General features: G+C 36.7%; 9 protein-coding genes. 5 read left to right on the forward strand and 4 right to left on the reverse strand.

Annotation, left to right across the window (positions count from 1 at the left end):
* Nucleotides 1-79: 79 nt before the first annotated feature.
* Both ligD and DEU42_RS09400 read right to left on the reverse strand, forming a co-directional pair.
* Nucleotides 80-2647, reverse strand: coding sequence for a DNA ligase D (gene ligD / locus DEU42_RS09395; RefSeq protein WP_114758037.1), 2568 nt, complete (start codon nt 2645-2647; stop codon nt 80-82).
* Between the two features lie 6 nt (nt 2648-2653).
* Complete coding sequence (locus DEU42_RS09400; protein WP_114758038.1) at nt 2654-3439, reverse strand: Ku protein; 786 nt, start codon at nt 3437-3439, stop codon at nt 2654-2656.
* Nucleotides 3440-4222: 783 nt separating this feature from the next.
* On the opposite strand from DEU42_RS09400, the gene DEU42_RS09405 reads away from it, so the two are divergent.
* The 4 genes from DEU42_RS09405 (at nt 4223) to DEU42_RS09420 (ending at nt 6512) form a co-directional block, all read left to right on the forward strand.
* Complete coding sequence (locus DEU42_RS09405) at nt 4223-4414, forward strand: cold-shock protein (RefSeq protein WP_114758039.1); 192 nt, start codon at nt 4223-4225, stop codon at nt 4412-4414.
* A gap of 166 nt (nt 4415-4580) precedes the next feature.
* Nucleotides 4581-5063 carry a hypothetical protein gene (locus DEU42_RS09410; protein ID WP_114758040.1) on the forward strand — a complete coding sequence of 161 codons (483 nt, stop codon included), beginning with the start codon at nt 4581-4583 and terminating at the stop codon, nt 5061-5063.
* Entirely contained in the window at nt 5056-5784 is a 729-nt protein-coding gene (locus DEU42_RS09415; protein ID WP_114758041.1) for an endonuclease, read from the forward strand. Before DEU42_RS09410 ends, DEU42_RS09415 begins: the two co-directional genes overlap by 8 nt.
* Nucleotides 5784-6512: a DUF72 domain-containing protein gene (locus DEU42_RS09420; RefSeq protein ID WP_114758042.1), complete on the forward strand. Its 729-nt coding sequence runs from the start codon at nt 5784-5786 to the stop codon at nt 6510-6512. Before DEU42_RS09415 ends, DEU42_RS09420 begins: the two co-directional genes overlap by 1 nt.
* Nucleotides 6513-6759: 247 nt before the next feature.
* On the opposite strand, the gene DEU42_RS09425 is transcribed toward DEU42_RS09420, so the two are convergent.
* Both DEU42_RS09425 and DEU42_RS09430 read right to left on the reverse strand, forming a co-directional pair.
* Nucleotides 6760-7353 (reverse strand): ferritin-like domain-containing protein, encoded by a 594-nt coding sequence (locus DEU42_RS09425; RefSeq protein ID WP_114758043.1) that lies wholly within the window; start codon nt 7351-7353, stop codon nt 6760-6762.
* Nucleotides 7354-7373: 20 nt separating this feature from the next.
* Entirely contained in the window at nt 7374-9524 is a 2151-nt protein-coding gene (locus DEU42_RS09430; protein WP_114758044.1) for a catalase, read from the reverse strand.
* A gap of 785 nt (nt 9525-10309) precedes the next feature.
* Here DEU42_RS09430 and DEU42_RS09440 point away from each other — a divergent pair.
* Nucleotides 10310-14467, forward strand: coding sequence for a two-component regulator propeller domain-containing protein (locus tag DEU42_RS09440; protein WP_114758046.1), 4158 nt, complete (start codon nt 10310-10312; stop codon nt 14465-14467).
* The last annotated feature ends 72 nt before the right edge of the window (nt 14468-14539 follow it).

Here is a 14539-nt window from a genome sequence, read left to right on the forward strand (position 1 = left end):
TCATAATAATAAAGCTCAGTTAAAGGTTCTATAAACTATTGCTATGCTATTTATAAGGATATTTCTCTCCTGTACCCAATTATTTTTTTAGTTTATCCAATACCGTCTTAAGGTCTATGGCATCGTTAAAAAAATCGTTCCATAGGTCTCCTTTTTCCCTGATACGCCGGGGCATGGTTTTAATGTTGTAGTTTTTAATATCAAAAGCATGATCGAGCTCGCTCCACTCCAGTGGCGCACTACAGGTCGCTCCTTCGCGCGGGCGCAACGAATATGCGCAGGCCATCGTTTTGCCTTTGCCGTTCTGAAGGAAATCAAGATAAACTTTGCCTATGCGCTTTTTAGGCATCCGTTCCAGACTCGTAATATCCGGCAGGGCTTTGTAAACGGTTTCGCTTATTAAACGTGAAAACTCCCTGGTTAACCGATAGGTATAATTTGACTTTACCGGGATGAAAATGTGTAAACCCTTACCGCCTGAAGTTTTGAGATAGCCTTTTATGTCGAGCTTATCCAATATTTCCTTTACTTTCTTTGCCGTAGTGATAAGATCCTGCAATGATGCTTTGTTGGGATCAAGATCAAAAATGATATAGTCAGGATTATTAATGCTTCCAATACGGCTGCTCCAGGGGTTGATCTCAATACACCCCAGATTAGCCATATAAAGAAGTGTTTCTTTATCATTGCAGACCAGGTATGCAACAGATTCACCATCCGAAGAAGATTTAAGCTTTCTGGTCTTAACCCATTTTGGAGTTTTCCCAGACATATCTTTTTGAAAGAACCCTTGATTTTTAATACCGTCAGGATTTCGTCGTAACGATTGGGGCCGGTCTTTTATATATTTTAGAACATAGTCAGCCATAACATTATAATATGCAATGACATCTCCTTTAGTGTAGCCTTCTTTAGGCCAGAATATCTTATCGGGATTTGTGATGTCTACTTTATCAGATTTAAAATCCTTCCTACTAACATCATTATGTTGTCCAGCATTTTTTGTCTTTTTGAGTGGTTTTTCCCGTATTACTTCCTTAGCTTTTTTATCCGTTCGTAACGCAACGAATACAGGATGCCGCATACTCCCGCCCGCTGTCCATTCAGTAAATTTAACCTGTGCCACCAGTTCAGGTTTAACCCAATGTACATTAGGTATTTTTGGTTTTTCATCAAAATGGCAGGTAGTGGTTTCAATTTTCATTAGTGAAGCATGCAGTTTTTCCAATGATGCCTGATTAAATCCCGTACCCACTTTACCCGAATAGATTAATTTCCCATCGTCATAATAGCCAATCAATAATGAACCGAATGCGTTACGAATACCTTTAGGCTCAGTATACCCACCAACCACCATTTCCTGCTCTTTGGTGACTTTTATCTTAAGCCAGTCTTTAGAACGTTTATTTACATGGTAGGAGGAGTCCAGTTTCTTTGCAATGATTCCTTCTCCGCCTTTCTTTGCAATTTTATTCAGTGCCTGTATACCTTTGCCAATAGTATGATCAGAATACAAAATAGTTGTAGATTCAGGTAATAGTGCTTTTAAGATATGTTTTCTTTGTAATAATGATAATCCGGTAAGGTCATAACCATTGAAATACAATATATCAAACATATAGCATTTCAGTTTCCCTCTACCGGGATTTTCGTCATAATCCTGTAACCACTGAAAATGACTTTTACCTTTGGAGTCTTCAACTACGATCTCACCGTCCAGTATTATATCATCCTTAATAGCTAGAAATGAATCGACTAGCGATTCATACTTTTTATTAAATGAAAGCCCGTTTCGTGACACAAGGTTGACTTTTCCTCCATTAATCTGTATTAAAGCCCTATAGCCATCGTATTTATTTTCAAAAATCCAGTCATCATCATCAAATGCTGCATCCGTTAATGTGGCAAGTTGGGGCTTCCATTCCCTCGGAAATGTTTTTCTGGGTTTGGCAGGGGCCAGATCCTCACTTTTAAAAGATAAGACATCAGACGCAGCATCATTATTTTCTTTCAGGATATGGTTTTTATCCCCTTTTTTAGCCGGAGTCGCTTTCTTATTGCTTTCCCAGGTCTCTGAGCTTTTGTCGTTTTGTATTTCCAGAAGTGTACGACCTGTCAGTACTGAATGCTGGTCAAAATTTTTCTTATTAGCAAAATCATCTTTACCTTTCATAAGCAGCCATTCCTGTTTTTTCCCGCTCATTCGTACAAGGTGATAGGAACCTTTAAGTTTCTTACCCTGCATAATTATTTTGATGTTTCCCTCCTTGTACATTTCCTTTATCAAATTCTTACTTTGGGAAACTGTATCGGCTCCTTCAGCCAAATAAGAACCGGTATCCCAAACCATTACGGTACCTCCTCCATACTGGCCTTTCGGAATGTTGCCTTCAAAATCGATGTAATCCATGGGATGATCTTCAACGTGCATAGCAAGTCTCTTCACCGAAGGATCGGCGCTCGGTCCCTTGGGTACAGCCCAACTTACCAGCACACCATCAATTTCAAGCCGCCAGTCAAAATGCAGATGCGAAGCTTCATGTTTCTGCACAACAAAATGCAATACTTCACCTGATTTCTTCACCTTGCCTTTGGGCTCAGCCGTTTTTTTAAAATCCCTCTTCTTATTGTATTCCGATAACTTCATCACCGCTTAGTTTTTTATTGCTGCAAGACTGGCTTTCAACTGCTCGAGCAAATCATCTTTAGCTTCAGCTGTTTTTTTTCTTTTTCGGGGAGCAGGTGCAGTCGCGCTACTTTTAGCAGCTGCTTTTTTCTTGATCATCTTTATCAGTTCTGCCTTATAGGTATCTTTATATTTTGTAGGGTCAAAAGTACCTGTCAGCTGATCAATGATATTCATAGCCATGGACAGTTCTTTGCTGTCAATTTTTAAATTTTTAGGAATAAGGCCTGCTTCTTCCGGATCCCGAAGTTCATCTTCAAACCGGATCTGTATCAGCAGTATGGCATCCTCTTCTACCTTCACTATCCCTAGGTGCTCGGTAGTGCGCATTACAAATTTGCAAAGGCCAACCTTCCCTGATTTGCGCAATGCCTCCCTTAAAAGGGCATAAACCTTTTTTGCATCTTTGGCCGGTTCGGTGATGTATGGCTTTTCAAGATATTTAGCAGGAATCTCCTCTTCTTTAATGAACTCAAAAATATCGAGGGATTGTGTTTTTTCAGGAGCGGCTTTGGCAAAATCATCCTTATCTAAAATGACATAATCGCCATTTTCTTTTTTATACCCTTTGGCGATGTCTTCCCAGGATACTTCCTTGCCATCCTTTTTGCAAACGCGGACGTACTGAATTGCACATTTATCCTTTTTACGGACCATATCCAATGCCAAACGGTGTGATTGGGTACCGCTATAGAGTTTTATAGGGATATGTACCAAGCCAAAACTGATGCTCCCTTTCCATAATGCCTTCATAATTTCCTTTTTTTAAATTCATCCTATGAATGTAAAAAGAACGAAAGGAAATTCATAACTATTTAATATTCAATTAATTAAAATCGGTAATTCTAAGACTGTAACACTAAGAGACATTGCCTGTGATATTGATGGAATAATAAAATGTTAGAATATTGTTGCTTGCAATAAGCGCACCTGCTTCCCATCAGTGTATTTTTAAATATTTTTACCGCTATACAAAACTCATCAACCTGAAGATATTCAATCATTTTTCAGGTTCTTATCCACTGTTACTATATTATTGACTTGCCACAGCTTTGATATAAAAAAAGTACTATGACCCCAACAGGACATCCAAACCACAAAAAATAAAATTTAACTTACAAATTACCCCAAATAATAGGCCAGTTTTTCCAAATCCTGCATAAAATGGTTTGGAATTTGTCCACTCGAGTCACTTAGAGAGACAACTATTTACCCGTATAAAAATAAAAGCAAAACAGAAAAAAAACAGTAATATCAATCTATTGAAAACTATAAGGGTTCGCATTTAATATCTATTTAGAAATGTCAAATATAACATATGAGCTTAAATTGAAATCAAATACATTTACAATAAGCCTTAAATCCTTAGCAACCTCTGAAACGCTGGAATATACAGATTTGGCAGTTTAGAAAACTAACTTAGCACAAATTACTTACGGCAGAAATCAAAACACAACAGATCTTCTTAAATAAATATCTATTTATCAATAACTTCCAAAAATATAGACTACCTTTACTCAAATTAATATATTTATAATGCAAGAAGGTACAGTAAAATTCTTCAATGAAGAAAAAGGTTTCGGATTTATTACCCCGAGCAAAGGTGGAAAAGAAATCTTTGTTCACGCTTCAGGTCTTAAGGAAAGCATTCGTGAGAATGACGAAGTCCGTTACGATGTAGAAGAAGGACCTAAGGGTCTAAATGCAACAAACGTAGTTATAGCTTAATCACTATATAAGTTTATTACAGAGCCCCTGCAATTGCAGGGGCTTTTTTTATTGCAATTCATTTGATTAAACCTGGCCAATCTTTAACAGGGATTTATACTAATTCCCTCTAACGTTCACTAATTTTAATGTTATAACATATAGAAATTGTCAATTATTATAAAATATGAAAACTACAGAAAAGATTATAATATCGGCAATTATAGGTACTACGTTTATGACGCTCTACAGCTATTGGAAATCAAAACGGGAGAGACAGCAATATGTAGAACCTGTAATGATAAATAAATTGATTGATAAATCTGAGAACATGCCCAGGTTAGATAACGAGGTTTTGCATCCTGCGGGTTGGGGACTTCATTATCTTGCAGGTGTCGCTTTTGTATCGGCATACTGGCTTATCTGGCACAAAGCGCTCAGAAAACCTACAGCAACAAAAATCCTTATTGTTGGTTCTTTAAGTGGTATAGCAGGTATAGCAGTATGGAAATTACTTTTTGCACAACATTATAATCCCCCGAAAAATTACAGATACGGATACTACAGGCAATTATTTGTTGCGCATATAATCTTCTCTGCATTTGCACTGGCTAGCTATAAAAGTTTGGGTTATAATGACAATGAAATAAAATCACAGAATCATGCCTGAAGGACCAAGTATAATAATTGCAAAAGAAAAGATGGCTGAATTTATTGGCTATAAAGTTATTGCTGCTGCCGGCAATGCCAAAATAGATATGCCCAGACTTGAGGATAAAAAACTTTTAGATATAAAAACCTGGGGCAAGCATTTATTATTATGTTTTGAAGGATTTACTATCCGTGTCCATTTTTTGCTTTTCGGAACTTACCGTATCAACGAAACTAAAGAAGCTTTGTTACGGTTAGGATTGACTTTTAGTAATGGTGAAATCAACATTTATACAGCTGCGGTAAAAGTGCTTGAAGGTGATATAAATTCGCATTATAACTGGTCTGCTGATGTAATGCACCCACAATGGAACGAAAAAGCAGCAATCGAAAAGCTTACTGATAAGCCTGATATGATGATATGCGATGCATTACTCGAACAGGATATTTTTTCCGGTGTTGGCAATATCATTAAAAATGAGGTATTGTACAGGGTATATGTACATCCTGAATCACGCACAGGAAATATCCCTGAGAAAAAACTTAAAGAAATTGCGGATCAGGCACGAAAATATAGCTTTGATTTCCTGAAATGGAAAAATGAAGGTACACTAAAAAAACACTGGCTGGCCCACACAAAAAAAAATTGTAGCCGCTGCGACCTGCCAATGTACAAGGAATATACTGGAACCAAGAAACGTCGCAGCTTCTTTTGTACTAATTGCCAGGAACTTTACTAATGAAAGATATATCCATAAATATCGGATGCTCCAGCTATGCAACAACATCATGGCAGCCTCTTTTCTTTCCTGAAGACCTGCCCAGAAAACAATGGTTTGAATTTTACTGTAAGTATTTTAACACGTATGAGCTTAATTCAACTTTTTATAGGTTCCCAACGGTGAAGAGCCTGCAATCTTGGTATGAAAAGACTCCGAAGGAATTCAAGCTCAGCATTAAAGTCCCAAAAACAATTACCCATATCAAAAGGATGGAAAATTGTAAGGAAGAAATTGAAAAGTTTTATGAAATCGCACGCGATGGGCTTAAAGATAAATTAGGTTGTGTGCTTTTTCAATTGCCTCCAAGTTTCAGTTTTACACGCGAAAAACTGGAAGCAGTAATTGCGGCTATGAATCCTGAATTCACTAACGTTGTCGAATTCAGGCATGAAAGCTGGTGGCGACAGGATGTTTTCGAAATATTGAGAGACAACAACATTACCTTTTGTAGTGTGAATTACCCTAAACTCCCGACTGACATAATAAAAACATCCCAGACAGGATATGTAAGAATGCACGGAAACCCTAAGCTTTTCTATTCTGAATATACCAAAGAGCAGATTGAAAATTTATACAATGAAGTCAAAAGTCAAAACTTTAAGCAAGCTTATATCTATTTCAATAATACAGCATCTACTGCTGGAATTATTAATGCTCTAGAAACAAAGAAAATGGATGAACTATAGCTACCATAAAAAAACATATTTATAATCAGGCTACTGATCATCTAAAAATAAAGAGCACACATCGCCTGGGCTAATGTGTGCTTACCTGAAATTGTCCACCTAAATTTTATTCTGAACTTTTACTGTTCTTTTTATCCCTCTTGGCTTCTTTTTTTTCTTTTGCAGTTTTAAGGGGTTCCTTTTTACTGCCTTTTTTCGAATCTTGACTTTTTGACATAATTTTTGTTTTAGTATTAATTACTGATCATTATCCATTGGTGTCATATGCTATGTTATCAACAGCACTTAAATTAATAGCACTGTATGCAACATCGCTCAGCACCATGTCGGCTTCTTTTTCTTCAGCGAGCGTTTGTGTAAGCAGTTTTGCCGCATCGTTCTCACCCAACGTTTTTGCGAATGCGGAAAGGGTTCCATAGGTAGCGATCTCATAGTGTTCAATTTTTTGGGAAGCAGCAATAATGCCGGCATCCCTTACATAACCCGGAACAGTTTCTAAAAGAATACTGTCTCCCTCTTTCAACAGTCCAGCCATAGCTTCGCATTTTTTACCTTCAGCTTTTTCGCCAAGTAGTTTAAAAATAGTTTCAAGGCGTACCACCTGGTTTTTTGTGACTTCCAAATGTTCTTTGATTGCCGAGGCCAAAAGCGGTGAAGTGGCATTCTGAATAATTTTAGGTAAGGCTGATACTAAGGCATTTTCTGCCCAGTAAATATCCTTTAAGGAGTCAATAAAAAAATCCTTTAATTCACTTGCTGCATCAGAAGCTGGAGCTACAATACTATTAGAGGAATTACTTTTTGCAGAAGCATTTAAATTTTTATTATTTGTATTTTTCATATTATAATTAATTAGTTGTTTTATAATGATGTTTCCCTTGCCCAGATACGATGATTACCCATTGCAGCGATAAAATTTGCTGCAAAATCAGTGTTTTGCGTGTCCTCATCTATTACTAAGCCCTCGTCATTATCTGTTTTTTTGGCAAATGCAATGCCTGAAAGAAGTTCTATTCCATCTACATGAGCACCAATTACCTTACAGTGCCTGTAGGCATCATTTAAAAAATCCATGACATCAGCATCCTGCGAAAGTTCATTAAGTCCCTGTCCTCCCGGAATATATATAGCATCAAATAACACCGAAGAGCAGGTAAGGAAACTGAAATCAACAGCTATCTCCTCTCCTTTGTCTGTTTTAACATTACCCTGATATGGTGCTATAACAAATCCTTTAGCACCTTCCTTTACAAGTGCCATTTTAATATTCAGCACAGCTTGTTCATCTACGCCATCAGCACATACAATGGCTACTTTTCTCGATGCTATTGTTGGAGTTACTGTAGGGTTATTAATCATACTCAGTGCCTGAGAAAATTCTACTGAAGGGGTTACAGTTTTAGGTTCCTGTTCTCCGCCCAGATTCTCAGGCGATACGCCATGATTCATTGGCTGTTCAGGAGCAACCGGAACTGTAAGTCTCAGCCCTTGTGCTACTCTATCGGCAAGTGTTTTATCTACCTGCGAAAGAATGCCCAGCATACGAACCCTTATAGCCGTTGTTTCCACTTTACCTAACTCGAAGCGAAGTGCTTTTATAATATGATCCTGCTCCACCTGTGTCTGACTATTGTAAAACAGTTTAGCCTGACCAAAGTGATCAGAAAAGCTTTCGCTCCTCTGGCGCACTTTATGTGCATCAACTCGTTCATTAAAGCTCGCAAAGCCTCCTTCGGCAATTTTTGCCTGATATGGACATCCTCCTCCTAATGAGTTTGGTGAATAACTTACGCGACCAACATTGATTTCCTGGCGCATGTGCCCATCACGCTGATTATTATGCACAGGCGCAATACTCCTGTTGATAGGTATTTCATGAAAATTAGGGCTACCAAGTCGGGATAATTGCGTATCGGTATAAGAGAAAAGCCTTCCCTGTAATAAAGGGTCGTTTGTAAAATCGATACCAGGCACTACATGCCCGGGATGAAAAGCAATCTGTTCTGTCTCGGCAAAGAAATTATCGGGGTTTTTGTTAAGAACCATTTTCCCAATGATTGTAACCGGTACCAATTCTTCCGGGATAATCTTAGTAGGATCAAGCAAGTCAAATTCATATTTATGTTCATCTGCTTCAGGAACTATCTGAACTCCAAGATCCCATTCAGGGAAATTACCCGTCTCTATTGCTTCCCAAAGGTCGCGCCTATGAAAATCCGGATCACTACCCGAAATCTTTTGTGCTTCATCCCATACAACAGCATGTGTGCCTAATTTTGGTTTCCAATGGAATTTCACGAAATGAGATTCATGATTTTCATTTATTAAGCGAAAAGTATGAACACCAAAGCCTTCCATCATGCGGTAACTTCTCGGAATGGCCCTGTCTGACATAGCCCACATGATCATATGTGCAGATTCCGGCATCAGGGAAATAAAGTCCCAAAAAGTATCGTGGGCAGATGCAGCCTGTGGAACTTCGTTATGCGGTTCAGGCTTTACAGCATGTACCAAATCGGGAAATTTAGCTGCATCCTGTATAAAAAATACAGGGATATTATTACCTACCAAATCATAAATACCTTCCTGGGTGTAAAATTTAGCGGCAAACCCTCTTACGTCACGGGCAAGGTCAGTTGAGCCTCTTGAGCCTGCAACAGTAGAAAAACGTGTAAAAACCGGTGTCTTCTGCCCTGCCTGCTGGAAAAATCCTGCTTTGGTAAATTGCGGAATAGGATTGGTAACTTCAAAATAGCCATGAGCACCCGATCCACGTGCATGCACAATTCTTTCAGGAATTCGCTCGTGGTCAAAGTGAGTGATCTTCTCTCTCAGGATGAAATCTTCAAGAAGTGAAGGACCACGCTCTCCTGCTTTAAGAGAATTATTATCATCGTTGATCTTTACCCCCTGGTCAGTGGTAAGAAATTTGTTTATTGCATCTGACTTAGCAGGCATCAAATCTTTTTGTTTTGCTTCCTGATCATTCAAAGGTGTGTTATTCTGTTTCATAAAAATTTTAACTATTTGATAATTAGCATTTTTAAAGTTCAGAATTAATATGCCCTTTGTTGCCAATGTTATCCCAAAAGAATATTTATAGTCAATAATTTAAGATGATTTTAAAAGAACTGCCACAGCACCTCTAAAATTCAACAACATATCTTACTATCAGAAGAAGTAGAAAATGTATTTATATAATTAGGAGCTAAGGATATCTAAAGATTAATAACAAAAAAAATGTAAATTTATCATGATCCTCAACAGAATTCAGACTGGCTCTGTCACATCTGTTTTTTAAATCCAAGAAATTCACGCAGTATAATTTTATAGTGCCAGTTTGCAAAATGATTTAAACATATTAGCTTGGACCTTTCACTTTAATATATGTTTCATCCATCCTCCAGCTCTTCCCAACGACGAGTTTTCTCTTTTTCATTTGCAACTCTATAAATGGTGTAAACTTATATACCCAATGTTGGATGGTACCATGGTCAACCTGAATGTCGCGCATCTTCATTATCTCTTCGACATCCCCTATAGCTCAATGTAAACCTAAGCTAAAATATACTGCTTGAAGAATAATAAATTTCGGAAAGCAATGACCTTTAGTATTCATGAAATGAAGAATTTTAAAGACTAAAGATAAATGTTATTTATAAATGTGACAGAGCCGTAACTTCAATGTATTTTAAAACGAATTTATCCTTCATAAATTTACCAAAAAACATTCCTATATTTATTGAAAACTTAATTGATTCGTATAATATTTTAATTTTCTTAAATATATAATCCATTTGAAAAAGCACTTAATTTTTACTTTTATCTTATTTATAATTTTTGCTTGTACTAAAGAGCAGAATACAATATCCTTTGTTCAAAAAAATCAGGATAATAAAAGTGAAATTGCTGATACTATTTCCAAATACTCATTAGAACAAATTGACAATGAAAAAGGGTTATCAAACAGTTCAGTAAATTATATTTTTCAGGACTCGCAAAATTTGTTGTGGATAGGAACCTGGGACGGACTTAACCGCTTTGATGGTAGTAATTTTAAAATTTTCAGGCCAGAGCCAAACAAGAAGAATTCATTATCTAATCAGGTAGTGCTTAAAATTGATGAGGATAAAAAAGGTGATATTTGGATTGTTACCATGCATGGCATTAACCGCTATAGCAAAAAATCAGATAGTTTTAAGCACTATTTTTTTTCTAAAAACAGCAAAACACCACTAACTGAATCGCATTTTCATATCGCCGTAAACGATCAAGGAGACGTTTTTTGTGCTGTTAAAGGTTGGGGACTAGGCTATTTTACAAACGAAACATTTCAACCTCTTAATAATAATCCCTTTGCAGCAAAGACAATAGTAAAAATAGAATTTTTACAAAATGGAAATCTAATCGCTTTATTCGATGACAGCACCCTGTACAGCGTATCTATAAAACAAGGTTCAGGCGGCCTGAGAATAATTGATAAAACTGATTTATTATTAGGTGACGTACGTACTTTTGATATAACCCCTAAATCGGGTATCAGTATTGTCAACACAAAAGGGAATTCATTTCTTTTTGATCCTCAAAGCAAAAAACGAATAATTCTACACATAAATTCTATCGACGAAATCATTGGGTCTACTGGTCAGGAACTTATTTTATTTGGAAAATCAGGTTACACAGTGTCTGACCCCTCGGGTACTATAATAAACACACCCTGGAATAAATACCTGAATAATCACAAGGTAACCCATATAATTAAAGGCACTGAGAATATATTGTGGGTAGGCACCGACGGAGATGGTATCCTGAAAATTCAACCGGGAGGCAAATCATTTGGACTCATATCAAAATTACATCTGCCCCCTCTCGATGGCGCTATTGTGAGAGCTTTTGTAAATGATTCCAATTCTTTATGGGTTGGCACTAAAGGTAATGGGCTTTTACAGTTAAATACGGATTTTTATACTAACCCTGACAGCAGTATAAAGTATAAAATTTACAATGAAAGTAACAGCATTCTTAACAATGCAGTTTATGCTTTAAAAAACGCAAAAGACAATCTCTTGCTGATTGGAACTGATGGAGTGGGTTTAACCGTGTATGATCGTCTTACATCTAAGCTGGTTAGCTGGAAAGAAATCATTGGGACTGACAAGTACGATTATTTTAAATCGGTTTATTCTATATACCAGGATGATAAAGGCTATATCTGGATGGGTACAAATGGTTATGGGATGGTACGCTGTAAAATTGAACGCACTAATAACACTCTTAAAGTTAGCTCGTTTAAAAGATACAGTGCGGGTAGCGCTACTGCCATCAGCAGTAACATAATCTTTTCTATACTGCCTGAAGGCAAAAGCAAACTTTGGATAGGTACACGTTTGGGGGGATTAAACCTATTTGATACAAGGTCAGAAAAGTTCATCACCTACAAGAACGATATTAATAATTCACATAGTTTGTTGAATGATGACATCTTATGCCTTTCAAAAGACGCGGCCGGAACACTCTGGATTGGTACAAGTTTGGGACTAAGCAAATTGCAATCGCTTCAAAATGGCAAGGCAATATTTAAAAATTATATAGAAAAAGATGGATTGCCCAACAACACAATACATGGAATTGTACCTGTAGATAACAAAACATTATGGCTAAGTTCGAGCTTTGGGCTGGCTTCTTTTAAAACTGCGGAAGAAAAATTTACAGCTTATACAAAAAGTGATGGTTTACAAAATAATGAATTTGCAGATGGCTCCTTTTACCTCGATAGGACATCGGGCTATATCTTTATGGGGGGCATTAAAGGGTTTAATTATTTTAAGCCAAAAGATATAAAAACGTCTGATGAATTACCTGATCTGTTCATTGATAAAATTAGCGGACACAATCAGTCCATCCCTTATTATCAGGGCTTAGTTATCGCCCCTAATTCAGTTAGTCATCCTTCGCTTACCCTTAAACATAATCAGAACTTTTTTGATATTTACCTTTCGGCATTAACATATACTAATAACGATAAATGCCAATATTCATATAAAATGGAAGGTTTTGACAAAGAGTGGAATACCATCGATAACCGAAAAATCATTTCGTTTACCAATGTACCCCGAGGCAGCTATATTTTATATATAAAATGGTCAAACAGCAATGGTGTATGGAGTGAACCTGTAAAAGCACTTGATATCAGAATTAAACCTGTCTGGTGGCAATCTAATCTTGCGGTGACAATCTATCTTATGCTTACCGTTTTGTTCCTACTCTTTGTACGCAGCTATTATCAAAAAAGGCAATCGTTAAGGGATAATATACTTATAAGGAAAAAAGAAGAAGAACTGCATGAAAACAGGTTAACCTTTTTTACCAATATTGCGCATGAATTCCTTACACCATTGACACTTATTGTAGGACCTGCACATAAGCTATCTGAAGACACTAAAATAGAAGGAAGAAACAGGAAGTACATGCATATGATTCAGCGTAATGCATCGCGCTTACTTTTTTTAACCCAACAGCTTTTAGAATTCAGAAAGGCAGAGTATGACTATCTTGAAAACACGGTTAAAGAATTTGACCTTGTAACCCTAATTGAGCAGATAGCAGAACTTTTTGACGATTGGGCATTCGACAAGAATATCAGTTATACAATTGATGTAACTCCTTCCCTTTCTGGATGGTTTGACAAAGATAAGCTTGAGAAGATTGTATTCAATCTTTTGTCCAACGCATTTAAGTTCACACCAAGAAATGGATCCATTAGCCTGAAATGTTTTATTGAAAACAAAAATTTAAATATAATAATTTCAAACACAGGAGAAGGTATATCAAAAGAAAAACTTGATTCTCTTTTTGACCGTTTTTTCCTTTCCAATATCAATAATACCTCAGATACTGAAATACTAAGGACAGGAATAGGACTTGCTTATATAAAAAAACTCGTAACTGTACTACGTGGAGAAATCTCGGTTTCAAGCCAACCAAATATACTGACAGTTTTTACGATAGAGATACCCTGCGACAAATCTTCTTTTAAAGAAAAAGAAATTGATTCAGGTACTGTTTCCATACTGATCTCACCGCACCTTAAAGATATTCTCGAAGAAAAAGAGGAAATTCATGAAGTACTACCCGATAAGATATTAAATCTTGACATACTGGAAAATGACCGAAAAAAGGTACTCGTAGTTGAGGATGAAAAAGAAATACAAAACTACATAAAAGATCTTCTTTCAGATAAATATAAAATCCTATCTGCTTATAATGGAGATGAAGCCCTCAAGATTCTTAATAGTGAATTACCGGATATTATTATAAGTGATGTAATGATGCCTGTTATGGACGGGGTTGAACTTTGCAAGACAGTAAAGAATGATCTAAGGACATGCCATATACCATTCATAATGCTTACCGCCAAAAATTCTGTGCTGCACAGGATCGAAGGATTGGAAAGCGGGGCCAACTCTTACATTCCTAAGCCTTTTCATCCCGATCATTTAATAGTAAGGATACAAAAACTAATAGAAGAAAAAGAACTAATATTAAGGCATTTTACTCAAGATGTGGTTGCCGGTAATGTCCACGGAATTTCCCTGGACAGTGCAGAGAAAGCATTTATTAAAGTGTTTATAGACCACATCAAACAAAATATAGATAACGAAAACCTAAACAGTGCATTTATTGAAAAAAAGCTTGGTATGAGTACCTCGCAACTATACAGAAAAACAAAAGAAGCTTATGGGCTTTCCCCCGGCGACCTGATACGAACCATACGCCTGAAATATGCCGCCGAGCTGCTACGTAAAAATGTCCTGACAGTATCGGAAGTTTGTTATAAATCCGGTTTTAACAACCGTTCTTATTTTTACAGGGAGTTTAAAAAAGTGTATAACACAACCCCTAAAAGTTACCAGTTAGATTACAAAGCGAAAAGCGCTGCATTTTTAAACAATTAAAAATCAAACATTTATTGCAGAGTGTACACTTTTGAAAAAATAGTGTACACTCTTTTTTATGCGCATAATATA

It is taken from the genome of Flavobacterium sp. AG291, assembly GCF_003350375.1.
GTDB lineage: Bacteria > Bacteroidota > Bacteroidia > Flavobacteriales > Flavobacteriaceae > Flavobacterium > Flavobacterium suzhouense.

Coding starts and splice junctions, on each gene's coding strand:
- ligD (WP_114758037.1), bottom strand. CDS start 2,647: ATGAAGTTATCGGAATACAATAAGAAGAGGGATTTTAAAAAAACGGCT.
- DEU42_RS09425 (WP_114758043.1), bottom strand. CDS start 7,353: ATGAAAAATACAAATAATAAAAATTTAAATGCTTCTGCAAAAAGTAAT.
- DEU42_RS09420 (WP_114758042.1), top strand. CDS start 5,784: ATGAAAGATATATCCATAAATATCGGATGCTCCAGCTATGCAACAACA.
- DEU42_RS09430 (WP_114758044.1), bottom strand. CDS start 9,524: ATGAAACAGAATAACACACCTTTGAATGATCAGGAAGCAAAACAAAAA.
- DEU42_RS09410 (WP_114758040.1), top strand. CDS start 4,581: ATGAAAACTACAGAAAAGATTATAATATCGGCAATTATAGGTACTACG.
- DEU42_RS09405 (WP_114758039.1), top strand. CDS start 4,223: ATGCAAGAAGGTACAGTAAAATTCTTCAATGAAGAAAAAGGTTTCGGA.
- DEU42_RS09415 (WP_114758041.1), top strand. CDS start 5,056: ATGCCTGAAGGACCAAGTATAATAATTGCAAAAGAAAAGATGGCTGAA.
- DEU42_RS09400 (WP_114758038.1), bottom strand. CDS start 3,439: ATGAAGGCATTATGGAAAGGGAGCATCAGTTTTGGCTTGGTACATATC.